Annotated in this window: 20 protein-coding genes and 2 pseudogenes; 5 read left to right on the top strand and 17 right to left on the bottom strand. The window is 48.9% G+C overall.

All coding sequences use genetic code 11. The features are described 5' to 3' along the window. The first annotated feature begins 777 nt into the window (after positions 1–777). Complete coding sequence (locus XI25_RS36455) at positions 778–861, top strand: putative holin-like toxin (RefSeq protein ID WP_220687457.1); 84 nt, start codon at positions 778–780, stop codon at positions 859–861. 861 nt (positions 862–1,722) lie between these two features. Here XI25_RS36455 and XI25_RS20485 read toward each other — a convergent pair. The 11 genes from XI25_RS20485 to XI25_RS20435 all read right to left on the bottom strand — a co-directional run bounded on the left by XI25_RS20485 (position 1,723) and on the right by XI25_RS20435 (position 11,541). Continuing rightward, positions 1,723–2,838 (bottom strand): mandelate racemase/muconate lactonizing enzyme family protein, encoded by a 1,116-nt coding sequence (locus XI25_RS20485; protein ID WP_046679979.1) that lies wholly within the window; start codon positions 2,836–2,838, stop codon positions 1,723–1,725. A gap of 119 nt (positions 2,839–2,957) precedes the next feature. Further along, complete coding sequence (locus XI25_RS20480) at positions 2,958–3,518, bottom strand: SMI1/KNR4 family protein (protein WP_046679978.1); 561 nt, start codon at positions 3,516–3,518, stop codon at positions 2,958–2,960. A gap of 138 nt (positions 3,519–3,656) precedes the next feature. Next, entirely contained in the window at positions 3,657–4,565 is a 909-nt protein-coding gene (locus XI25_RS20475; RefSeq protein ID WP_046679977.1) for an NAD(P)-dependent alcohol dehydrogenase, read from the bottom strand. Between the two features lie 208 nt (positions 4,566–4,773). Continuing rightward, positions 4,774–4,932 carry a hypothetical protein gene (locus XI25_RS35090; RefSeq protein WP_235440030.1) on the bottom strand — a complete coding sequence of 53 codons (159 nt, stop codon included), beginning with the start codon at positions 4,930–4,932 and terminating at the stop codon, positions 4,774–4,776. 195 nt (positions 4,933–5,127) lie between these two features. Continuing rightward, positions 5,128–5,829, bottom strand: a complete 702-nt coding sequence (locus XI25_RS20465) for a hypothetical protein (protein ID WP_152669183.1) — start codon at positions 5,827–5,829, stop codon at positions 5,128–5,130. A gap of 108 nt (positions 5,830–5,937) precedes the next feature. After that, positions 5,938–6,123: a hypothetical protein gene (locus tag XI25_RS20460; protein WP_046679974.1), complete on the bottom strand. Its 186-nt coding sequence runs from the start codon at positions 6,121–6,123 to the stop codon at positions 5,938–5,940. A gap of 21 nt (positions 6,124–6,144) precedes the next feature. Next, the gene (locus tag XI25_RS20455; RefSeq protein WP_046679973.1) at positions 6,145–6,336 is read right to left on the bottom strand and encodes a small acid-soluble spore protein H; all 192 of its coding nucleotides are present in this window, start codon (positions 6,334–6,336) and stop codon (positions 6,145–6,147) included. 164 nt (positions 6,337–6,500) lie between these two features. Next, entirely contained in the window at positions 6,501–7,286 is a 786-nt protein-coding gene (locus XI25_RS20450) for a hypothetical protein (RefSeq protein ID WP_046679972.1), read from the bottom strand. Positions 7,287–7,394: 108 nt separating this feature from the next. Beyond that, positions 7,395–8,345: a hypothetical protein gene (locus XI25_RS20445; protein WP_235440014.1), complete on the bottom strand. Its 951-nt coding sequence runs from the start codon at positions 8,343–8,345 to the stop codon at positions 7,395–7,397. Beyond that, positions 8,287–8,838, bottom strand: a complete 552-nt coding sequence (locus XI25_RS20440; RefSeq protein ID WP_235440013.1) for an RNA polymerase sigma factor — start codon at positions 8,836–8,838, stop codon at positions 8,287–8,289. The genes XI25_RS20445 and XI25_RS20440 overlap by 59 nt, the downstream gene beginning before the upstream one ends. 309 nt (positions 8,839–9,147) lie before the next feature. Further along, positions 9,148–11,541 carry a polyprenyl synthetase family protein gene (locus XI25_RS20435; RefSeq protein WP_046679971.1) on the bottom strand — a complete coding sequence of 798 codons (2,394 nt, stop codon included), beginning with the start codon at positions 11,539–11,541 and terminating at the stop codon, positions 9,148–9,150. 345 nt (positions 11,542–11,886) lie between these two features. On the opposite strand from XI25_RS20435, the gene XI25_RS20430 reads away from it, so the two are divergent. The 4 genes from XI25_RS20430 (at position 11,887) to XI25_RS20415 (ending at position 16,111) form a co-directional block, all read left to right on the top strand. Further along, positions 11,887–13,068, top strand: a complete 1,182-nt coding sequence (locus XI25_RS20430) for a multidrug effflux MFS transporter (protein ID WP_046679970.1) — start codon at positions 11,887–11,889, stop codon at positions 13,066–13,068. 496 nt (positions 13,069–13,564) lie between these two features. Beyond that, positions 13,565–14,755 (top strand): MBOAT family O-acyltransferase, encoded by a 1,191-nt coding sequence (locus XI25_RS20425; protein WP_046679969.1) that lies wholly within the window; start codon positions 13,565–13,567, stop codon positions 14,753–14,755. 47 nt (positions 14,756–14,802) lie between these two features. Beyond that, positions 14,803–15,948, top strand: coding sequence for a hypothetical protein (locus tag XI25_RS20420; RefSeq protein ID WP_046680013.1), 1,146 nt, complete (start codon positions 14,803–14,805; stop codon positions 15,946–15,948). Then, positions 15,926–16,111, top strand: coding sequence for a hypothetical protein (locus tag XI25_RS20415; protein WP_046679968.1), 186 nt, complete (start codon positions 15,926–15,928; stop codon positions 16,109–16,111). Before XI25_RS20420 ends, XI25_RS20415 begins: the two co-directional genes overlap by 23 nt. Before the next feature lie 197 nt (positions 16,112–16,308). Here the strand turns inward: XI25_RS20415 and thrS are convergent. The 6 genes and pseudogenes from thrS to XI25_RS20385 form a co-directional block, all read right to left on the bottom strand. Beyond that, positions 16,309–18,215, bottom strand: a pseudogene (gene thrS, locus XI25_RS20410) (threonine--tRNA ligase). Positions 18,216–18,758: 543 nt separating this feature from the next. Beyond that, positions 18,759–19,331, bottom strand: coding sequence for an NADPH-dependent FMN reductase (gene ssuE / locus XI25_RS20405; RefSeq protein ID WP_046679967.1), 573 nt, complete (start codon positions 19,329–19,331; stop codon positions 18,759–18,761). A gap of 54 nt (positions 19,332–19,385) precedes the next feature. After that, positions 19,386–20,723, bottom strand: a complete 1,338-nt coding sequence (locus XI25_RS20400; RefSeq protein ID WP_046679966.1) for an LLM class flavin-dependent oxidoreductase — start codon at positions 20,721–20,723, stop codon at positions 19,386–19,388. A 49-nt stretch (positions 20,724–20,772) separates the two neighbouring features. Beyond that, a complete protein-coding gene (locus XI25_RS20395; protein ID WP_046679965.1) occupies positions 20,773–21,240 on the bottom strand; it encodes a DinB family protein in 468 nt (155 codons plus the stop codon). 21 nt (positions 21,241–21,261) lie between these two features. Beyond that, positions 21,262–22,358: pseudogene (gene solA / locus XI25_RS20390) on the bottom strand (N-methyl-L-tryptophan oxidase). A 50-nt stretch (positions 22,359–22,408) separates the two neighbouring features. Continuing rightward, entirely contained in the window at positions 22,409–23,596 is a 1,188-nt protein-coding gene (locus XI25_RS20385) for an amidohydrolase (protein WP_046679964.1), read from the bottom strand. Positions 23,597–23,601 lie beyond the last annotated feature (5 nt).

Genomic DNA, 23,601 nt, shown 5'->3' with positions numbered 1-23,601 from the left:
TAGAAATTCGACTCTCTTTCAATTCTATCAGCAAAAACGAGACGAAGGCAAACCGGCAAAAGTCGCAATTGTCGCTGCTTCTCATAAGCTTTTACGCATTATTTTTGGCATGTGGAACTCAGGATCGGCATTTCAGGCTCATTAAACTCTTAAATTGGATTCTAATTCCAGTTTCGTCTGCTCTCATGGGTAGGTTTATTTAAGTATGTACAATTTTGGAATGACAAAGATTATTTTATCGAAGACTTGACTTTGATTAGCTGGTTTATATGACGTACACACTCCTCCGAATCTACCTACTATGTTTCATTTCTTGTAATTATTATCGTTTTTTCTAAACCGTATATATTAAATAGCATGCAATTATTGCAATATAACTTTTGTTTAAACGTCATTTAAATCAAATCCTTATTGGTGAGATTTGGAGATAAGTCTTATTATGTGTATGTCATATAACGCTTCGCATCTACGACGGGACGCGACCCGACCTTAGATAACTCTTATCTTAGGTCGGGTCGTGTGTTGTCTGAATATTCTTCTCTGCTCACACATCTGACAACCAAAGGGCAAATGCCCCGTAGTGTAGATGCATTGTTAAGTGATGTTGCTGCCTTCTTTGTGATTCATTCAAACCGCATTTAATATAAGTTCTATTATTTCTTTCTTAGTTATTTTAGTTATATATCGGTTTATTTTGTTCATTGTGATATAATTTTCCCAGTACAATATACGGCTATAAGGGCGGTCGGCTAGTCTCCCGGAAAGGAGGTGATGCCCATGGAGGTCAAAGATGCTCTTTCCTTAATGTTCATGTTTGGCATGTTCATTCTGGCGCTTCTTACCTACATGAAAAAGAAATAGACCGCCCTGCCTAAGGAAACGGTCTATTTCGACCACCACTTAGCGGCCGACTGCTCTTTATGCAGTTATTGTACACTGGAGTCGTGTTCCCGCACGACTCCTTATTTATTCTTACCTTAGTATAGCTCATTTTATAACACTTTTACAGGGGTTATTTCCGCGTATGTTTATTAGGATTTTTTATGCATTAATTTCACTTAACGTTGATGTATCTAGGAACCCGAGAGGCTTAAGGGAGGGTTAGCGACCAGGTCCATCGGACTTAGCCTCGCAGGATTGTGAGCTGAATCCACTTCTCTGCCAAGTTCTTCTCGCGAACCAAGGGCCGAGCGGCTCGCAGCTTTATAAATTTCATTAATTATCGTACTTATATGTATTTCATCCTTCATAGCCTTACTTAATTGATGCTCTTTAAACCATCTCTTTCCTAATTCTATTGCTTCAGGATAATCAATACTATACACATCTAAAAAAATCTATCAGCTTCTTTAGGACTCAAATTACGCAATACATAATCTGCCCTTAACACTCTCTGATATTTACTTGGTTCGTTGGGACAAGTACATTAAGGCATAAATAGAGACCGAACTTCAATAGCAATCGCTCAAACAGAGTCTGTCCGTATGTGTTTATGGATTGCATATTCACCAAATTTTTGGGGTTGCTGTTATAACATAATATGTATTTTATAAATAAAAAGCATTTGATCCATAAATCAAATGCTTGCCTAATATATATCTTCTTGAATACGAGTTTAGCGTTTTCAACCGTTCTACCGTTAACCCACTTTGCACTCCGCTTGGTCCAGGATGATCGCATCCGTCGATGCATTCTCCTCGAACGCAGCAGCTTACATTCCCCTCAATATAACGCTCCATCCCAGCGGTATCGCTTCAAAATCTGCTCATCCAATTCCAACCCGATTCCCGTACCGACAGGGATGGTCACTTTGCCAGCCATGGCTTGAACGGGCGTAATGGAAGTGAACGGATTATCCATCACGTCCCATTCAACGGGTTCGATGTCTTCCTTTTCCATCTTACTCCAGGGAGGCAGGCAGGCCTGAGCAAACAAAGCATACAACCGGGATAACGCGCCATCGTAAGTATGCGGCGATGTCCGGATACCGAAACTGCGGGAAAAGGAAAGCGTTTGCCTGTACTCGTCCATACCGACCTCGTGGGACGGGTCCGGTTGCGTTATATCAAGCGCCCCTTCCCGTAAAAGAGGCAGAAAATCTTTCGAGTTTTTCAGGTTTTCTCCTCCGGCGAGAGGGACAGAAAGGCTTGAACGCAGCATTTTGTAATCCTCTACCCTGTTCATGGGGAGTGGCTCTTCAAACCATAAAAAGTTATCCGATTTCGAAAAAACCTTTTCCCACTCGCGGGCCGCAGCCAGATCATAGCTTTGGTTGGCATCCAGGATCAAATCGCAAGAACCGGAAAATTGACCTTGGAGTTTTTGAATGTGAGACCGGTCTTCCTTAAATGTTTTCCCGCCCACCTTGACTTTTACTTGGTTAAAACCTGAAATCGCCGCTTTTTCCACGAGATCCAGTGAATGCTGCTCCCAATCCTCTCGATCCGAATAAGATTGAATGGACGCGTAAACCGGTATCGAGTTCCTCCAGCTTCCTCCCCATAAATCGCATATGGAAAGCCCTGCATATTTCGCCGCGATTTCGGTAAGGGCCATACTCACGCCGGCGGCGGCGCGCTGATGCCACTGTTGAATATGGTTCACCAATTCAAGCCGGTTTAAGGCTGGTTTACCTATCAGGTAAGGAATAATCCTGTCTTCGAACCCCTTTTTCAAAACAGGCAGCCAATCCGCACACTCCCCCCAGCCAACGATTCCCGATTGGGTTGTAATGCGAAACAAGAAGAGGCTTCGGTAATGTTTAAAGCCGTTAGCATCGCCATAAGGCCGCTTCAGCGGATAAAATAATGGGAACGTTTCGACGCTTGCTATATTCAACGGATCAGACTCCTTTTTTTACCTGCAGCGGTAGTTTGACCATAGTATGGCAAAGGTGGAGATCCGTTATTCTTCAAACGCACCGGAGAAAAGGTTCAGCTGCTCCGGCCTCCCCTATTTCATTTTCCAAAAAAAGCATGGTCAAAATACGCCTTGAAATTCGGGTACAGCCATATCAATGACTCTTTAAGCTGATCGCGTTCCGTATTCTCGTCATCAAAATCAAACAGTATTTCATGATCAATCTGATAGATGGCATGGTTCTCATCCGGGCTTTCATTTAGATCTAAACATATAATGCTGCCGTACTCTGTATCCCAGCTAAACGGAAGGTAACCCATCCTGCACAGCAATGGATTATACATGTTTTTAATGTGATCCAAAGGCTCATCAATACCTTGTTCGGGTACGACGTCAAAATAATGATGATACGTAGAAATAAATGCTTTATACCACGCCGGAAATACCAGTCCAAATTCTTTTTCCAGACCACGAATATCATCTTTGCTTACAATGGATGGGACTAATTTCCATCTCGACCATTCTTCATCGCAATCGGCCGCCTTCATCTCATCCGGGACGCCTGGACGCATCCATCTGCAAAAACCTTCCTCCGTAACTTGGTTATAGCGATCATAATACGCTTCAAAACCTTGTTGGATATAACCGCGTATGTCCATTTGCATAGCCTCCTTTCATGAAAAAAGCCCTGTTGGTATAATCTCATATAATAAAAATCGCCTATATTAGCGTAAGATAAAACTTTGTTTGGTTTATTCGGCTTTTCACATAAAAGAGTTCCTTTTTCTTTCAAGGTCCTACACCGTAATGACTACATTTCCCTTCTTGTGTCCTTTTTCTACATATCTATGCGCCTCGGGTATTTGCTCGAGCGGGTAGCGCCGATCGATAACCGGATTGAATTTCCCTGCCTCCACAAGCTCTTTGAGGAAAATCAGGTCTTCCACGCGTTCCTTGACGATCCCCTGTCCATCCACTGTCACATATGCTCCGTTTGGCTGAAGTGCCCTCTTGCAGTTCGCTTTCGAGATTTTCCCGACGGCATCGAAAATGATATCATACCGCTCTCCGTTTTCCGCAAAATCCTCGTTTGTGTAATCGACGACCTTATCGGCTCCCAGAGATTTCACCAATTCCAAATTCACGGTACTGCATACGCCGGCAACTTCGGCCCCAAAATATTTGGCAAGCTGTACCGCGGAAGTTCCTACCGCTCCGGAAGCTCCATAGATCAGAACTTTTTGCCCGTTTCGGATCCTCGCTTTTCTAAGAAAATACAAGGCTGTAGTTCCACCGAAGGCAATGGCTGCCGCATCCTCGTAAGCTGCATTGGCCGGTTTCAAGGCTACCATTCCGTCTTCCCGCAAGCAAGCATACTCCGCATGGGCCCCAAAACCCATACCGGTTAATGCAAAGATCCGATCGCCTTCCTTGAATCGTTTAACGTTTTTGCCGGCGGCTTCAATTTCCCCGGACAACTCCACCCCGAGTATGGCTTTTCTTGGTTTCCTGAGGCCTAAAAATAGACGCATGGGTATCCAGTACAGGATAGGGCTGTTGAAGCTGCGAACTCTGCAGTCCCCTGACGTAACGGTTGTTGCATGGATTTTTACCAGTATTTCATTATCCTTGGGAGCAGGCTTTTCTATGGTTTTCAGTTTCAGAACTTCCGGTGGTCCGTATTTGGTGCATACCATCGCTTTCATGAGGGTTCCTCCAAACTCATTTTGCCATAGTATAGCGTCGGCACGGTATCGACATATAGATACTAAAGTATGGTTTTGGAGAGGTTTCGGCTCGCTGACAGAACAAGATTTACAATAGCCCTAACTTGCGGGCGAGTGCTACAGCCTCGGTGCGGCGTTTCACTTGCAGTTTGTCAAAAATAATCCGGTTATGCCCCTTTAACGGTACTCAGTGCGATGAAAAGCTGCTCGCTGATCTCACGATTGGAGTGCCCTCGGCACGATCTCCCTGAAGCTGGTGAGCATATCCCAGCGTCCATGCAGTGGCCGTCCGGACGGGCAGGTTACCAGGGTGTAAGTATGCCAACGCGCGTTGAGACTCGGCCAGAATCGCCTCAGCCTGGTGCTGGCTGACAGCGATTGCAGCCTGATGGATGCAATATGGCCGATAAGGTCTCGGGCTTTTTCATCCTGCTCGCTGCCTTGAAGCGATGTTTCGGCCGCCAGCAGCTGCTTTTCAATCCCATTGAATTGACCGATCATCAATAGCGCCGAAGCATAAATCAACCGGAGCGAGGGTTTCTTATCCAATTCGGTCTCCGGGAGCGACGAAATCCAGTTCAGTACCGGGCTCATCGCGCCGCGAAAGTGCAGGGGGATGACCTCGATTTAACGCCATCGCCCGGTTTAGGAATTCGGCGGACTCGGAGTATGAAAACCGTAAGTCCGCAACACGCAATTCGGTTAACAGGTCACGAACATGCAACCGGGCAATGGGCAACCGCGGATCTTTGCGGGTAGCGATCACCAGATGTTTTTGCGGAGGCAGGTTATCCAGCAGAAAAACAAGGGCATGGTCAATCGATGGGGAATCAATGACATGATTGTCGTCAAGAACGAGGATGATCGGGTCCGGATAGGTCGCGATTTCATTGGAAAGGGCTGTAAGCATCGATTCGAGCGGTGGGGGTTGGGGAGATTGGAGCGTTGCAAACACGCCTTCATCCATGTTCGGCACGATCGTCCGCAAAGCGGCGAGAAGGTAAATAAGAAAGCGGATTGGATCGTTATCCCCTTCGTCCAATGACAACCAGGCAGCCGGCCGTTTGCATTCGGCAAGCCATTCGCAGACCAGCGTTGTTTTGCCAAAACCTGCAGAGGCGGAGACAAGAGTCAGTTTACGATGCAGGCCCTCGCTCAGCCGCCCGGTTAGCCGTGAACGGGGGACCGAAATGGTCCGCAGAGGGGGAATATATAGTTTCGTGGAAATTATCGGTATAGTCATGTTTTCATTATACAAACCGCCGTTTTTCCCAGTCAACCCTAACCGCCGGACCTGCAAAAATCCTGCGATTAGGGTTCAGGTATCCTGTACGTGCTATTAGCCGCTGAACTATTTGTCCTCCAACTCATCCGGTACGTCGTATTTGTCGATATGGGAGGTCATCGCCATTACGGCTTCGCTGGCATCCGTCGAGGCAGGTACCCGCCGGACTGCATCTTCGGTTCGATCATGGAAGTTCAAACGATCGGCTTCGGCTTCTTTATACTTGTTTGCTTTCATATTGTTGTCTTTCATCTTGTGTTCTCTCCTTCCTTATTACGTGGTTTGATTTTGTTCAGTTAACGCATACAAAGGCACTTCCCGCTCGTCTTCCGGATTGTTCAGCGGATAGATCCGTGCCGTCTCGCGCTGCTCGTTCACATGCTGGATATAGATCTGCGTCCCATCGCACAGTACATTCGCCATGACGGGAGAAGACGCTATTTCTTGTGCTCTTTGAACATTCATGCAAAAAGCCTCCCTTGCTGCTGAATAGAGTTCGTCTTTACTATGCGCGGGGTAAATCGCTGTTATGCATGTTTCATGTCAGCAAAAAAGGCATGCCTGAAGCGGCACGCCTTTTGTCTTCTATTTATTCCGTTTCCAGACTGCTAAGCCGGCACTCAGCGTCATCATTCAGCCAGCATTTTTTCAGCGAATGCGAGCACATCCGCCTTCATGTTTTCTGCAGAGATTTTGTAACGAATCTGCTTTTCCTCATCCACCCACTCCAAATGGTCTGTTTCTTTAGAATTTGCCGTGTATGTGCATTCCACTCCATTGATCATCACTGTCTCCGTCTTTTCATTGGGATTTTTGAACGGCACAGGGGTCCCTCCGATCGGCTCTGAAGGGTATATATAGGAAGCAACTATCGAAAGTGTCGCTTTACCTTTTTGAAACTTAAGCAAGGAATGGGCCGCTTCACGAACCTTTATGGTTTTGGTATATACCCTTTTTCCGCCCTCGGCTGCTTCGGCCTTCAATTCTTCTTCCAAATTTTTGTATAAATCCGAACTCTTTTCCGGGTTTTTCAAAAATACAATTCCATCTTTAAATGTATAACCTTCGGGTAATTCATTCGGCTTGGCAAGAGATGGGGCATTCGTTTCCTTAGCTTTCTTTAAGTAGTCGTTATAGTTATTAAGAACAAAACCTTTTCCAGTAAAGAATATTTGGTCGAGCGGGTTCCTTGCCTTGTCTTTAACGTAATATGCCATCACTTCTCCCGGTTTAAGCCCTTTTGCTTGTTTGTCGATTTGGTCATTAACCGAGACTGGCGGGCTCTCGGAATTCGCGGTAACCGCGGCCGTAAGTTTTCCTTGCGGGACAGTTGATGGGCTTGCTGCAAATGCATTTGCGGACCCCATCATCATCGTTGCGGCGAGAAACAAAGCGATTTTCATTTTGTTATTCATATTGCTTTCGTGCTCCTTTCGGCGTTTTTAGGCCCTTGGTTTTGAATTACATTTCATATAACACCTGATTAAAGAGAAAAGTGACGTTTCAGAATAATTAATTTTCTCTTAATCCGGGATCATGCCGGCCGCGATCTTGGCAAACTCGTCATTGGACAGCGGATCCTTCGGATCCTCTGTGATCATGTAAAATACAGTCTCGCTCTCACTAAGCCATGATAATCTCCTACTATGTTCGGATGTGGTAGACAAAATCATTTCTTTTCCCTTCACTTTCAATTTCACCGCTTCCGTTGTGAGGACCTGTACCGCCGAACCTTTTGGTCTGGCAAAAGCGACAATGGTTATTCGGTTATCGCCTTTTCGATATTCGAGAACGGATGCAGTTGCTCTGGACCAATCAACCAATTTGTAAAATACCCCCTGTTTTTCATTCGATTTCTCTGCCTTTTTCTTTAGTTCATTCAGCAGGCTTTCATATTCGGGGGTATTCGGCACTAGCTCGAAGCCCATTTGGATACTTCCATGATCAAATGCATATCCTTCAGGGACATAGTCAGGAGGAAGCAGCTCCGGCGCCCCCTTTTCTCTTATCTCTTTTGCCAGATCATCATAAGTTTTATGCTGGATCGTATTATAAAAATAATCAAGGGGGTCCGCCTTCGCCGAGATTTTAGGGTCCTTAATATAAAAGACGGCCACCTGTCCCGGTTTCAACTTTTTCTTCAGCTCGGCTTTAGCCTCCTTTCTTCGTCGCTGGCTGTACTCCGAAACCGTGGTTTTCCACGGGTCCTTCGTGGTCAGAATGATCTCGCCTTCCTTGTTTTTGATTTCGATGAAATAGGTGCTAGCATACACCGTAATGGAGGAAAGAACCATAATCGCAGAAATCGTGGCAATAAGAACGGATTTCCGACGATTCCCTTGAGGTCTCCCATGCCGCTTTTGATGAATTTGACGCACCTTTTGCATAATGGCAGGGGTCACGTCCACGTCTTCGTCAACGGATTGTAATTCCATGCTTCTCAGGTTTTTCTCCGGTTGTACTGGAACTCTCACAATTCTGCCCCCCCTTTCTTTCTTGAATCAGCTTCATGACCTTCTGTCTTAACCTTTCGTATTTTTTCTTGACCGCACTCGTATTCTTACCCAGAATTTGGGCAATTTCCGTGAACGGTTTTTCTTCAAAAACACGCAGGACCAATAGATTCCGTTCCTCAACCGACAGCTTGGCCATGGCATATTCCAGCGGTTCGCTGAACCATTGTCTTTCCAGCGTCTGCTCTACGCTATCCGCGACCGCTGCCGGCTTAATAATCCGGTTCACGCGCATGCGCACCCTTCTTTTACGGAGCATGTTGAGGCAATGGTGATAAGCAATCTTATATAGCCAGGAGGAGAACGATACCTTTTCCTCATATAAGTGTATTTTTGTGAACGCCTTGATGAAAATATCCTGAACCGCATCCTGGGCGTCCTGCCTGCAGCCCAGCATTCGGCAGCAATATATGTAGATTTGTTTTTTATAGCTTCGACGATCGGTTCGAAACAATCCACTTCGCCCGCTTTAACGCGCCTTATATATTCCTCAATCAAGTCCAACGCTCCTACTCCCCTCCCCCGTTTTTCTTATAAACATTTATATAACACTTCAGCTCTCGAAAAAGGGACGCCAAAACCGCTATAATTCAAATATGGAAAAAACGATGCTGCTTACAACAAAAAAACCGCGTACAACGCGGTGGATAGCCATATTTAATTCATTTCGGTGTATTTTTTTCTTTTTCTAAGAAGATGCCTCACCGACTATTCGATAGCTCGGTTACCATTCAAACGCGATCCCCTTCTCCGCTATTCGCCCTTAACTGTCCCGGTTAACCATATAATTCATTAAATGTTTCAGAAAAGCGGTACTGCGCGGCAGCTCTCTCAACGCTTCCATGGCAAGGCAATAGTGCTCCCACATTTCTTTTCTGGCGCCTTCCCGGCCAAGGATGGTCACAAACGTCGAAGTATTGTTTTCCGCATCCTTGCCCGTAGGTTTGCCGAGCAAGAGCAGATCTCCTTCCAAATCAAGCAAATCATCCTTGATCTGAAAGGCAATCCCCGCATGATAAGCAAATTTCTTCAAAGCGGCAATTTCCGTCTCCTTGACCTCGGCAAGAATGGCTGGCATCACCAGAGAAGCCTCAAACGCGATTCCGGTTTTATAAAAACAGATCGTATTCAACTGCTCCAGCGTCAATGCTTTTCCTTTGGAATGCAAATCCATCGCCTGTCCCATGCACATATCGCCTGCTCTTTTGGACGAATATCGCATCAGGGCAACCACGGTTTTCGCATCAAACTCGTCGAGGGACGATTGTTCTTCAATCGCCTTCTGGATCAGAAACAGACCGGTTAATTCCGCTGTGGCGCTATTGTGCACCTGATGCAAGGTTGGACGGCCTCTGCGCGTGGATGCATTATCCTGCGTCGGCAGATCATCAAAAATCAAGGATGCGGTGTGCATATATTCCAATGATCTCAAAAGCGGAGCGATAGCCGAAGCTTTCAGCCCATATTCGTTTACGCCCATCACCCAAGTCAGTATGGGCCTTAAGCGCTTGCCATCCCCGATGAGGCTGTAATTGGCAGCGTCGATAAGAGATTCTTCCATGGTCGGAATATCGTTAGGCTTAGGGATGTGAAGCAGGTTGTTGATCTGATCGCGAACGGTTTTGACCGTTTCGAAAAAGTACTCCTTTTCTTTCCGGTCATTTCTCAAAAAGGTCACCATCTGGTCCCGAAGCAGTTTATCGAAAAAATCCACGTTATCCGCTTTTTGAACCATGCGCTGGATCAGGCGATTGAATGCCGGAATACCGGAGGCAAATATCTCCATAATTTCGTTATACTTATCCGTGCCGATGCGAACTTTGCAACGCTTTAATCCATTGATGGCACGATCCAATATGACTTCACGGGTCTTGGCATCCGAATGGTACACTTTATGGATCAAGTGCGAGATGACGGACCAGTATAATTCAAAGGGATTGATCAGATCCGGACGCTGATCACGGTATTTTAAATAATAAGTATAGGGCGTTACCGCTCCTTCGCTCATATCCTCGAACATATCCGCAAAATCATCGGCCAGTTGGTTATAGATGCCATAAACGAACATTCGAGAATCCAAACCTTCATCCATGCGGGCTCGGATGACGGAACGGACAATCAAACGGGAAGATGAGGATTTCAGGATAATGGGAAGATAGAGTTCTTCGTTGGTGTAATTTGCATTCGATAAATCCTTGATCCGGTCCATATGCTGGGAGTGAAAAAACACATAGGACTGCTCGAAAAACAGGTTCTGCGTTTCCGGTCGCTGATGTCTCTTCACATACTCGAAAGCTTCCCGAAGCTCCGAGTGTACGTAATGGATCATTTCCAGGTTGTTTCCTGTCCACGCGCCCAAATCCGGCACGGAGCCGGTAAGAAGCGCGCTCTGTATCATACGGGAATATTGTTCTTTCTCTTGATCGCTTAAGGCTCCGGAATCGAGAAGATCGTCGATGAAAGGATAGGTTAGCCCATAGGAATAACCCAACCGGATAGCTTCATCAAGCCGCTCAGCACGTTCTGCAGGCAATATCTCCCCGTCCGTCTCTTCCATCTCTTCAATCACATGCAGAACAACCCCGATGATGATTTTGATCAGTTTGCGCTGGGCTTGCTCCGCATTCATTTCCTCCGGAATATGGGTAGATACGTTCTTCAGTTTGTTAATTACCCAGATCACGGCGTTTTCTATGCCTTCCTTCTGGGACCATCGATACAACCCGGCCAAACTCATAAACTCCGGTTGGTCTTCCACGTTTGCTCTGCTGGAATGGATCAGGTGATTTTTGAGATCGGCGACGACATGCTGAATCCTGATCAGCGTGTCGGGAGAATTGAGGTCTTTCCCCAAGTCCCTCATGTACATATAAGAAACGCTTCGATCCAAGTAATCATCCAGTTTACCCGTGTAATTCAGCCAGGTCATATATCTATGATAATCCCTTGAATCCGGGTTTCTCTTCCCTCGCGAAAAAAAGGACAGCCATGAATGGGATGGAACATGGTTCCTTTTCCACAATTGAAAATCTTCCGTCAGCAAAGGCACATACGTCTTTTCCGTAACCTGGGCATAAAGCGACGCAAAATACTCAGCCGCCTTTTGTTCAGCCTGTTCATACCATGTATCGGCTTGATATGTCATTTCCATGTTCATACGTTGGTTTCCCTCAACTTTTACTTTAGTTGGACTCATGTTCACATCCTAATACGTGAAAAAATCTTTGAGGTTACGAAATCGTGAAGCTTTTGTTTAAGCCTTACCTTCCAGCCTTGATATGAATTACGGAACATGGTATTCTTTTGCTTTAATCTGACACCAAAGATCATCGCTGCTTCCAATTAGCGGTTTATTAGGCAAGCCCTCCTACACAAAAATATGAAAGCGTGATTTGGAAAATGATGATTTATAATCGCATAGCCGTCATGATGCCCCCCTTTCCCTAGCTAAGCTTATATTTCTTTCGGTCTGAAATATAAGCCTGTAGGAGGGCAAAACAAAATGAAAAAATATGCAGCGCCGTCTTTGCTTTTAATGATTCTTCTTGTGGCTTTTCCGCAAATCAGCGAAACGATCTACACACCATCTTTACCCGATATTTCGGCTGCGCTCGATGTCTCCAACAATGCCGTACAGTTGACCTTAAGCATTTATTTTATCGGATTTGCGTTCGGCGTTTTCTGCTGGGGCTGGCTTTCCGATTTCATCGGTCGGAGGCCTGCCATGCTGGGCGGCCTCATCGTTTACGGTATGGGAAGCTTGATGTGTTTTTACTCCGAATCCATAAGCCTGCTTCTTGTCAGCCGTTTCATCCAAGCCTTTGGGGCGGCTACAGGATCGATCATCACGCAAACGATTCTTCGCGAGAGCGTGTCAGGTAATCGTCGGCATGCCATGTTTGCCCAAATATCTGCCGTCATTGCATTTACGCCGGCCGTAGGGCCGCTTATCGGCGGATGGGTTGACCAAGCTTTGGGCTTTAGGGCTGTATTTTTTACGCTAGTGATGATGAGCGTTCTTTTGTTTGCGTATGCCTTTGTTAGGTTGCCTGAAACAACCGATGTTTCCATCCGAAAAAGGGTTGCCATTCTGCCTGTAGTTCAAAGAATGCTTTTGCTGCCTCGCGTACTGGTGTTTGGGGTACTGATCGGCGGCATCAACGGGGTTTTATTCAGTTACTACGCCGAAGCTCCCTTTATATTCATTGAACGATTTCATATATCGCCGGGAGTTTATGGTTTTCTGGGTATTACGGTGGCTTTGGCATCGATTGTCGGCGCCATGGTTTCAAAAAAACTATTGGCCGTCCATGCTCCGGAAAAGATTATACACGCCGGCTGCCTGGTGATGACCATCGGGGCTTTGCTGTTAACGTTCGCAAGCAGTCTTGCCGCGTTGCCGGATGCTATGGTCGTCTCATGTATTTTAATCACCCTGTTTGTCATTTTAATGGGAGCCGGCATGGCTTTACCCAATTGTTTAAGCCTTGCCCTAGTCGATTTTCATGATGTTGTGGGAACGGCAGGCGCGATATTCAGTTTGGGATATTACTTGCTGGTGAGCTTAACGACATGGGGAATGAGTCTTCTGCATAATGGTTCTCTGTTGACGATGCCTATATATTTCTTGGTGATAAGTTGCGGCATGTGGCTGCTGGGTAAAAAGTTTATTACAAAGGAATAGCTTGCTTCGTGAAATAACTTATTTAAAAACCGTCTACTATATGCGCCTATAAGGTGTGCCTACAAGGAGAAGTGAAAACGGGGCCTTTTACTATTTCATTTTCGCCTCTGTGGAAATGAATCATGGCAGTCCGGAACTTTGTTTAAGTTTCCGGACTGCCTTTTTAATAACTTCCATATCCAATCCCCCTACTGGTGAGAGCACCTGCCATCTCAAAACTTTACCGCCACCCTGAACATTTTCCCGAATCCATGCGAACGGATCGCGAAGCTGGGACGTCATATGGATAGAACAGGCTAGCCCACATGACGAGGAAGTGACATCAATTGAATCACAGACAGTTATTATTTGAAGTGTGCAAGGAACGGGAGTATCTAATTTGCTGCTGCATGATGGTAAAATATGACAATACCGTACCGATGGACTACGCATCAGGCTATCTCCGTTTCCTTCACCCCGTCCCCAGCGTGCAAAGACAGTTGGTGAGAGTTATATCATGATATATACGGACTGGTTTTATTGGTTATTTGTATGCTTGGCGGTTGCCGTATACCACGTAACTCCACTTCGCCATAGGCCTATCGTACTTATTGCATCAGGTGTTACGTTCTATTCCTATTATGCCGGTTCCTTTGTTTTCCTGCTGCTCTTTGAAGCCATGGCTGCGTTCCTGCTTATCCAAGCAGCCACCAAGCGGACGGCTCGCTGGATATACGCGGCAGCTATATCAGGCGCCATTCTCCTTCTCGGTTACTTTAAATACAGCGATATGCTGATCGAGACGCTCCATGATCTGTTGGACTACGTACATAAACCGTTTTTTCCGAAAACGGAACAAATGGTGCTGCCGCTCGGAATCTCATATTTTACCTTCGAGCTGATTCATTATATCGTCGAGCGAAAACGCGGAAACCTTCCCGAGCATAAGCCGGCAGGCTTGTTTTCATTCCTTTTTTTCTTTCCGACGATGGTGGCCGGCCCGATCAAAAAATTTCAACACTTCTTTCCGCAATTAACTGCCGATTTTCAAGCCTCTCATCTTGCCTTTGGGGCTTGGCGGATTGGAATCGGCCTCTTTAAGAAGCTTGTGCTGGCCGGAAGTTTGGACCTGCTGGCACAGCCGGTTTATTCACGGGAAGGAGTCATGGGGGCGGATATGGAGACGCTTTGGATTGCGCTACTTGCCTATACCTTTGTGATCTATTTTGACTTTTCCGGTTATTCGGATATTGCGATTGGCACAGCTCGTTTGTTCGGTTTCGTCGTGCCGGAGAACTTCCGCTTCCCTTATTTGGCCCGCAGCATAGCCGAGTTCTGGAATCGATGGCACATCTCCCTTGGCTCCTGGTTGACCCGTTACGTCTATTTCCCTTTGGGTGGAAGCCGCGTATCGTCGCCGCGAGTGTACATGAACCTGATGTGTACCATGGCCGTATCGGGGCTGTGGCACGGCGCCGCATGGAATTTCGTCGTATGGGGACTGTTCCATGGCTTGATGCTGTGCGTCCATCGCTTTTATATCAAACGGCTTAAGCCCGTACTGAAGCCGATCCCGGCATGGGTGAAGCCAGGGACAACGCTGCTTGCCGTGGGAACCACTTTTTTCGGAGTCACTTTGAGCCGGTTGTTCTTTGTTTTGCCGGTAGCGGATGGCTGGGATTTGCTGTTGAAACTGTTTGGATTTTAGATGAGGCTTAAGAGAGAGAGGAATGGCAGATGGTTGGAAACTTCCCCATGAAAAAGCTGGGTATAATGATGACGGCAATCGCCATCATCGGGTTGATCTATGTGACGCGGCGGGCAGACGGAGTAGTCGAAAAAATGAAGCAAGACATTGCCGAACACGCCGAGAAGGAATTACGCGTCCCTGCCTATGGCTCTATTGTATATACGCCGTTATGGATTGAATATTTGAGAGAACATCCGGTGGGCAACAAGCCTGTCGTTGGCATGTTCGGCCCTTCCACCGTTTATGGGACTACCGTGAAAGAAAGCCGAAACACAACCGCCGGAGTATTACAGGCTAACATGAAAAATAAACGCGTCCTCAACTTTGGTTTATCCGGCGCACGCCTCACGGAAACATACGCGATTTTGGCCTCCGTGGTTGATGACATCGATGTTGCGGTATATGAGATCAACTACGGAATCCTGCCGGCGACGGACAACGAGCCAGAAGTTGCGGTCTATCCCGTGCTGTTGAGCAAGCTGGATCAGAACATTCCAAGAAGTTGGCTGGATCCTTTCCCGAAAAAGGACAAAGGGTCGGTACCAAGTGCCGTGCATAACCGGGTGACCACCGGCATTTTGAATCAGTGGACGCTGTATCATGACCGGGATGTTCTCAGCTATCGTTACTTGAAGACCCGCACGCCCACCGAGAAGCTGCGGAGGGATATTCAGACGATACGGGATCGGAGAAAAGGAATCGCCCCTACCTATACTCCGCCATTCAAATCTTATGATGAGCTGAAAACCCGCCAGCAGGAGGAAATCGTCAAGCATTACGCCGACCTCTATAAATGGGAACAGCCCTTTGATTCAAGCAGCAGCTTCGGGCTGTTCATGATGGGGAAAACCCTCGACCTGCTGGATCATCATCGTATACAAGCCGTGTTCTACTCGGCGCCGCTGGACAATCAGCTTATTTCGGAACGTCAATTGCTTAACTGGAATGAATATGACACTGTCATGGGCGCCTATCGGCAGCTCATCGAATCCCGCGGCTATCCGTTCATCGAATTCAATCATGAAGCGGTCAACGTTGTCCCGCACGAGTATTATCACGACACGTCGCATCTCATCGATAAAGGCAGCGCCGTGTTCGGGGAAATCCTATTGGAAAGGCTGAAGATCCTTGGAATTACAGACACGCCGTAAAGAACGGAATAAATCCGAAATTTTTACATGGGGAAAACGCATCGTCCGCTTCGTTTTTCTGGGGATCGTGACGGTAGCGGGTTCGTTGGCCATTTTGGCTATTGTGCTGGGCATTCTATTCTTCTCGGGCGAAACTACGGAATTTATCTATATGGATTTCTGACGTCCTGAACGGGAATCAAAGCTTGGAACATTCACTATGCCGGGATTCGCCCTGAACCAGATCCACAAACGGATCAAACAGACTATGAACCTCGACATTCACTATATTTTAAGTCATGGTGGCACCTGTTAAATCGTTAAGAAAAAGGCTCCTGATCAAAGCTAAAATTCTAACTTTATCAGAAGCCCTAATCATCATTATTTTCTTGACTCTATCTCTTTCCGAAGCATATCCATCACATCATCTATCGTGCTTGCCCCCAGATCCCCTTCGCCCCGTTTTCGGACGGACACGAGGTCAGAGTTCATCTCTTTCTCGCCCAAGACGAACGTGTACGGCGTTTTCAACAGACCCGCTTCCCGGATTTTGTATCCCAGCTTTTCGTTCCTTGCATCGACATCGACGCGTACGCCTGCTTGCTCCAGGCGTTTCTTCACCTTCAGGGAGTAGTCAAGAAAATGATCCGATACCGGAATGATCTTGACCTGAACGGGAGCCAGCCACAAAGGAAATGCGCCGCCGTAATGCTCTGTAAGGATTCCGATAAATCGCTCGATGGACCCGTACACCGCTCTGTGAATGACGACAGGCCGATGCTTCAGGTTATCCTCTCCGATATAAGAAAGGTCGAATTTTTCGGGGAACTGGAAATCCAGCTGGATCGTGCCGCACTGCCAGCTTCGTTTTAATGAATCGAGGATGTGAAAATCAATCTTCGGTCCATAAAATGCGCCATCTCCTTCATTGATCCGGTAATCCAGCCCCTGCTGATCCAATACCTGTTTTAATGAGGACTCCGCCCGCTCCCACAACTCCTCCGAGCCCATGGAATCTTCCGGCCTTGTTGATAATTCAATGCCGTAATCAAACCCGAATACTTCGTAAATCTGACCAATGAACTCGATGATCCCTTTGATCTCTTCCTCGATTTGATCGGGTCTGACAAAAATATGGGCGTCATCCTGACAAAACGTACGAACCCGCATCATGCCGTTCAGAGCCCCGGAGAATTCATGCCGATGGACCTGGCCGAATTCGGATATGCGAATCGGAAGCTCTCTGTAGGAATGGAGCGCGTTTTTGTAGACTAACATATGCCCCGGACAGTTCATCGGTTTCAAGGCATACTCCGTCTCGTCAACTTGCGTAAAATACATGTTATCCTTGTAGTGGTCCCAATGCCCGGACATTTCCCACAGACGCTTATTCATCATGAGCGGCGTCCGCACTTCATCGTAATCGCGATGAAACTGAAGCTTTCTTGCAAATTGCTCGAGCTCATTGCGGATGATCATCCGTTGGGTAAAAAGAAAGGCATGCCAGGCGCTTCTTCCGAGAACATAAACAATCCCAACTCCTTGCCCAGTTTGCGATGATCCCGTTTTTTGGCTTCTTCAAGCAAAAACAGATGTTCCTCCAGCTGCGACTTCTTGGGAAACGCCGTTCCGTATATACGCTGCAGCATTTTATTATCCGAATTTCCGCGCCAGTAGGCACCGGCGACGCTCATTAATTTAAACACCTTGATCCTACCCGTCGAAGGAAGATGCGGTCCTCTGCACAGGTCGATGAACTCCCCTTGCTGATACACCGTAATGGCTTCATCCGCAGGCAAATCATGAATCAGTTCCCGTTTGTAAGGATCATCGCGAAAAATTCGCTCGGCTTCCTCACGGCTTACCTCTCTGCCGACGATGGGAAGGTCCTCCTGCACGATCTTCTGCATCTCCCGCTCGATGGCGATAAGGTCATCCGCCGTAATCGAATGCTCCAGATCCATATCATAATAAAAGCCATCCTCAATAACCGGCCCAACCCCCAGGTTTACGGACTTCTGGCCATAGATGCGTCTAACCGCTTGGGCCATCAAGTGGGCCGCGCTGTGCCGGTAAACATAAAGCCCGTCCTCCGAATCCAGCGTAATAATGCTCACTTCCGCATCTTCACGAAGCTCCCGGTCCAGATCCACCAGCTTGCCGTTTACTTTACCTGCTACCGCATGTTTCTTGAGTCCCATACTAATGGAATCCGCGATTTGCTTCACCGTCGTTTGTGCGGGATACTCCTTCTTGCTTCCATCCGGCAATGTGACTACGATTGACATGGTTATCCCTCCATCAAATTGGTTTGAACGCAAAAAAACACACTGTCCCCAAGGGACGAGTGCGTTCGGCTCGTGGTTCCACCCTCATTCGATCCGAAACTTGCCATCGCCAATCGCAGCGTGCACGTCGGATCCTCATTCAGACATCCGGTAACGGGGATGATTCGGTGTCCTCTAATACCGTATCCGCGTGACAGCGGATGACGGGTTCAAAAACACAGCTACAAAGGGGTAATCGTTGAATCAAACTCTGAAGAAGCTCTCACCAATCACTTCTCTCTCTGGCAGGTCGGTTCAACAATCGTGTCTTTGATAGTCGCTGATAGTTATGTATCATAATCCAGTTCTTTCTAGTTGTCAAACCTTAAGTTGCTTAAATGTCCTCCCTTCCAAAATGGACGATTACATGGATTTGCGTTTTCGGAAAGTTTGTCGGGGGGCTTGGCGGGCAAGTATATGGCAGCTCAAAAAACCGTGATCCATAGCTCAGGATCACGGTTTTTTGCACTCTGTACAAGGAAGTTCGTCCTATAGCAGTAAGTATCAGATCGCCTGCTCCCGGCGGCCTGCAGATGTATCGCGAGCATACTGGGCAAGCTCCGTTCCGAGCTCCTGTAAAGCATCATCCAACCGGCTCTTCAGTTCCTCCGTAATCTCATAGCCGCCATCTTCAAGCCGGCTGATCCACTGATCCACGGCAAACACGCCGCCTAAAATATGGGTTCCTCCCAGCGCAGCCACCACCGGTTTCAAAGCATAATCGACGGCAAGCAAATGCGCTATCGTCCCTCCGATGAATACCGGGAGCACTACTTTGCCCCGAAGCCCTTTTTGGGGGAGCAGGTCCAGAATCGTCTTCAGCGCACCCGAATATGAAGCTTTATAAACCGGACTGGCGATAATGACGGCTTCTGCCCCTTCAACCGCGGCTACGGCCTGCTTGATAGCCGGACTGTTGAAATCGGCCCTAAGCAAATCCTTCGCAGGAAGATCTGCCGCCGACACAAAATCAATGTCATAGCCTGAAAGAGCCAAGCGTTCCTCCAGATATCCCGTCAATCCGAACAAACGGGATCCCCTGGTCGGGCTTCCAACAATAAAAGCGATTCTTGTCATGATATTCCTCCTTACCCAAGAACGTCGTGATCGGATAAAATGCGGACGGATGCCTCAGGGACCGGCGGCAACCGTCTTATCCTTGCTGTATCGGTTTTCGGGCACGGACAAACCCAGATTGCCGCGCAGCGTGTCGCTCTCGTATTCCGTTCTATAAATCCCACGCTCCTGCAGGAGCGGCACAACCCGATCGACGAAATCCTCAAGACCGTTCGGAACAGCCGCCGTAATCATGAAACCGTCCGCCGCTCCCCCCTCGTACCATGCCTGAATTCGATCGGCCACCTGTTCCGGCGTACCGATGAAACCGCCGCGAGGCGTAGCCGATTGAAGCGCCACCTGTCTGAGCGTGAGTCCCTTCTCTCTGGCATCCTTTTTAATTTTATCGGTACCGCTTTGGAAGCTGTTCTTGCCCAGATCCCCAAGCTCAGGGAAAGGCTCATCCAGCGGATACTGGGAGAAATCATGGTGTTCGAAGAATCTGCCGAGGTAGTTCAGTGCATTCTCGATGGTTACCAGCCTCGCTACCTCCTGATACTTGCGCTCGGCCTCCTCCGGCGTGGTGCCGATAATCGGTCCGATTCCGGGAAAGATCAATACATCATCAGGATTTCGTCCGAACGAGACAGCGCGAAATTTCACATCCTTGTAGAATTCAGCCGCCTCTTCCAATGTCTCATGGCCCGTAAACACGGCATCGGCTTCTTTCGATGCGTAATTTTTGCCGACTTCGGACGCTCCCGCCTGGAAGATCACCGGATGCCCCTGCTTGGAGCGGGCAATATTCAGCGGCCCTCTCACCGAGAAAAACTCGCCTTCATGGTTCAGCGCATGCATTTTCTCCGGATCGAAAAACACGCCGGTTTCCTTATCCTTCACGAAGGCGTCGTCTTCCCATGAATCCCACAGGCCGCGGGTTACCTCAAGATATTCGGTGGCGATCCGGTATCGCTTGTCGTGGTCGGGATGCTCCTTTTTGCCGTAGTTCAGGGCCGAACCTTCCAGCGGGGACGTGACAACGTTCCATCCCGCGCGGCCGCCGCTGATCATATCCAGGGATGCGAACTGGCGGGCTACGGTGAAAGGTTCGCTGTAGGAGGTGGATAACGTGCCAACAAGACCGATATGTCGGCTGATCCCTGCGAGCGCGCTCAAAATGGTGACCGGTTCAAATCGGTTCAAAAAATGGGGGATCGATTTTTCGTTAATATACAAGCCGTCCGCTATAAAGATCAGGTCGAATTTGCCCTCTTCCGCCTTGCGGACCCATTTTTTATAAAGCTCAAAATTCACGCTTGCGTCGGGCTGCGCATCCGGATGCCGCCACATGGACGTTCCTCCGCCTACGCCATGAAGTAGCGCCCCCAGTTTCAACTGTCTTTTCTTAGCCATCTTCCATTTCCTCCTTATCTAGGATTGCGGACTGTCTTGCCTGTTCGCCTTAAACAAGAGCGGCAGCTTCTTTAATGTGCTCGATTTGACCGAGATGATTTTGCACGTGACGGATAAATCCGTCAACAATATCCGACACGCTTACGATTTCGCCTTTTACATTCACGCCGGTTTTGGCCAAGTCTGCAGCATTCAGACGGTGAAACAGCAAGCCGTTATAATGCAGAAGCGAACGGAAAACGTCCAGAATATCGCGTGAGCTTCCCGCATTGGAGTATTGGCCGCCGACCCAGGCATCCTGATGAAATGCCGGCAGCCGGTTCGTGGTACCGGCAAGAATATCCCGAATCCGGAAAGAGATCACGATGCTGTGGTCCACCAGATGCGAGAGCACCTCCTGCACGCTCCATGCCTGCGCCGACGGCTTCCATTGCAGCTCAACCTGGCTTAGGCCATCGACGGCGGCAAGCAGCTGTTCATGGGTATTCAAAAAAGCTTCGACACGGATGTCGTTCATTCCATCTCCTCCATCGCTAAACTACACGGACACGGTCCGGTTAAAACGGGCCAGCGAAAAAGGCCGGATGTCATGCGTCGTATGCCCGTCGATGACGAGATCCGACAGCATCTTTCCAACCACGCTCGAAAATTTAAAGCCATGGCCCGAAAAACCGCCCGCGATCCAAACATGCGGGAACTCCGGGTGCCTGTCGATAATAAACCCCTCGTCGGGAGACATTTCATATTTGCAGACGATCCCTCGCTTCAGTCTGCCTGCCGCTCTCGGCATGTAAGCTTCAAGCACATCCCGCAAGTCGCCCTCATCTTCGGCATGGCTGCCGAAAGGGGCCAGCGGCTGATCCGGATCCCAGATCGATCCGGTGTCATGCCGCCCGATTTTGAGCCCGGAACCGCCGATGCTGGGGAACCCGTAATAACCGCCTTTCCGGGTGTTCAGCGTGAAGCCCGGAAACCGTCCGGCATCAAAGGCAGGGGAACCCGTTTCAAACCACGCGACCGCTTTGCGGACCGCCCGGATCGGCAAATTCACGAACGGGGAAAGAGTGCGAAACCAAGCGCCTGCACTCAGAATCGCTGCGCCTGCCTGATATTCTTCTTGCTCGGTACAGACGGAGACGAAACCGGCTTTGGCTTTCACTTCCCGTACCATGGTGTTGTCAACAGCGTAACTCCGCAGGAGAGTGCCAGCTTCCGGTAGGCCCTTACGCACTCTTCGCTGCGAAGATAACCGGCATCAGGCTCATACAGAGCTTCGAAATTTTCCGGAATATGCAGCTCCGGCCAACGTTCGCGAATCCCGGCGGCATCCAGCCGCTCGCAACGGGCAAGCTGCCCTTTGGCCGCTGCCATGCGCTCTTTGAAAGAATACACGCCGCTGTCGGCCATATTCAGGACGCCGGATTGCACCAACAGTTTCGTTCCGGTCATATCCTCCACTTCGTTCCACAGCCGATGCGCGCGAACCGCCATCTCGGTATACACCGGATCCCCGCTATAAGCATGGCGGATAAGCCTGGGCTCGCCATGATGGCTGCCCTCGCGGTGCGGTGGATCAAAGGCGTCGATGAGCAGCGTCCGCACTCCCCGCCGGGCCAAATAATATCCGGCGCTCATGCCCATCGAGCCTGCTCCCACCACAAGGACATCAAACGTATTTACGGCGGCTATAGCGATGCACCTCCGCCTGTGCCTGTGCCTGAGGCGTAAAACGCCAGCGCACGTTCGGCCAGCCTAGTGAAGAAGCCGATGCTGACCGGAAGAGCCTTCTCGTCCAGGTCGAAGGCCGGGTGATGCCACTCCTGCGTCCCGGCCGTACCCATGAAGACGAATAAACCGGGAATGTCCCGCTGGTATACGGCAAAATCCTCTCCGGCCGGCGAAGGAACCGGCGTGATGGCCTGATAGCCGGCATCTGCGGCGGCGGCATATCCGAGCTCGGCCAGAGCAGGGTCGTTATTCACGGGCGGCGGCCCCTCGATCCACCGGATGGCAGCCGTCGTACCGAATGCCGCGGCCACGCCTTCAACCACCTTGCTGAAGCGCTCAAGCACTCGCAGGCGAACTTCATCGTCGAACGTGCGAATCGTTCCTTCGAGCAACGCCCGATCGGGAATCACGTTCCACGCCGTTCCGCCGTGCAGCTTCGTCACGCTGATGACGGCGCTCTTCAACGGGCTGACATTCCGGCTGACGATGGATTGGAGAGCCGTGATGATGTGCGATGCCGTCACGATCGGGTCAAGGCCTGCCTCCGGAACCGCGGCATGCGATCCCCTCCCCGCCACTTCGACCACGAAGCCGTCGGCGGCAGCCATCAGAGGGCCTTCCTTAATCCCGATGGTCCCCACCGGCAGATCCGGCTTGTTATGCATCCCGAATATGGCTTTTACGCCCTCGAGCGCCCTACTGCCAATGACCTGTTTCGCCCCCTTCGCCTTCTCCTCGGCCGGCTGAAAAATTAGCCTGACCGTTCCTTTCAGCTCGCTTTCCCGCTTTTTCAGGGCAAAGGCGGTTCCGATCAGCGATGCCGTATGAAAATCATGGCCGCAGGCATGCATTTTGCCAGGGAACGCCGAAGCAAAAGGAAGTCCGGTCTCTTCCTGTACGGGGAGCGCATCAATATCCGCCCGCAGGGCGATGACTGGTCCTTCCTGAAGTCCGCCAACCTCGGCAATGACTCCCGTGGCAAGCGGATAATCGAGAATGCTTACGTCCGCTTCCTCCAACCATTCGCTAATCCGGCGGGTCGTTTCGAATTCCTCGTTCGACAGCTCCGGGTACCGATGGAGTTGGCGCCGGATCTCAATAAACCGTTCGATCTCTGCTTCTGTGGATAATGCATGACTCGCCATAGGTT

The sequence above is a fragment of the Paenibacillus sp. DMB20 genome (assembly GCF_000987955.1).
Classification (GTDB): domain Bacteria; phylum Bacillota; class Bacilli; order Paenibacillales; family Paenibacillaceae; genus Paenibacillus_AQ.
This window is presented reverse-complemented; position numbering and strand designations above follow the sequence as displayed.

Coding starts and splice junctions, on each gene's coding strand:
- XI25_RS20465 (WP_152669183.1), bottom strand. CDS start 5,829: ATGACTATACCGATAATTTCCACGAAACTATATATTCCCCCTCTGCGG.
- XI25_RS20435 (WP_046679971.1), bottom strand. CDS start 11,541: ATGAACATGGAAATGACATATCAAGCCGATACATGGTATGAACAGGCT.
- XI25_RS36455 (WP_220687457.1), top strand. CDS start 778: ATGGAGGTCAAAGATGCTCTTTCCTTAATGTTCATGTTTGGCATGTTC.
- XI25_RS20430 (WP_046679970.1), top strand. CDS start 11,887: ATGAAAAAATATGCAGCGCCGTCTTTGCTTTTAATGATTCTTCTTGTG.
- XI25_RS20425 (WP_046679969.1), top strand. CDS start 13,565: ATGATATATACGGACTGGTTTTATTGGTTATTTGTATGCTTGGCGGTT.
- XI25_RS20395 (WP_046679965.1), bottom strand. CDS start 21,240: ATGAACGACATCCGTGTCGAAGCTTTTTTGAATACCCATGAACAGCTG.
- XI25_RS20420 (WP_046680013.1), top strand. CDS start 14,803: ATGAAAAAGCTGGGTATAATGATGACGGCAATCGCCATCATCGGGTTG.
- XI25_RS20455 (WP_046679973.1), bottom strand. CDS start 6,336: ATGAATGTTCAAAGAGCACAAGAAATAGCGTCTTCTCCCGTCATGGCG.
- XI25_RS20475 (WP_046679977.1), bottom strand. CDS start 4,565: ATGAAAGCGATGGTATGCACCAAATACGGACCACCGGAAGTTCTGAAA.
- XI25_RS20480 (WP_046679978.1), bottom strand. CDS start 3,518: ATGGACATACGCGGTTATATCCAACAAGGTTTTGAAGCGTATTATGAT.
- ssuE (WP_046679967.1), bottom strand. CDS start 19,331: ATGACAAGAATCGCTTTTATTGTTGGAAGCCCGACCAGGGGATCCCGT.
- XI25_RS20450 (WP_046679972.1), bottom strand. CDS start 7,286: ATGAATAACAAAATGAAAATCGCTTTGTTTCTCGCCGCAACGATGATG.
- XI25_RS20460 (WP_046679974.1), bottom strand. CDS start 6,123: ATGAAAGACAACAATATGAAAGCAAACAAGTATAAAGAAGCCGAAGCC.
- XI25_RS20385 (WP_046679964.1), bottom strand. CDS start 23,596: ATGGCGAGTCATGCATTATCCACAGAAGCAGAGATCGAACGGTTTATT.
- XI25_RS20400 (WP_046679966.1), bottom strand. CDS start 20,723: ATGGCTAAGAAAAGACAGTTGAAACTGGGGGCGCTACTTCATGGCGTA.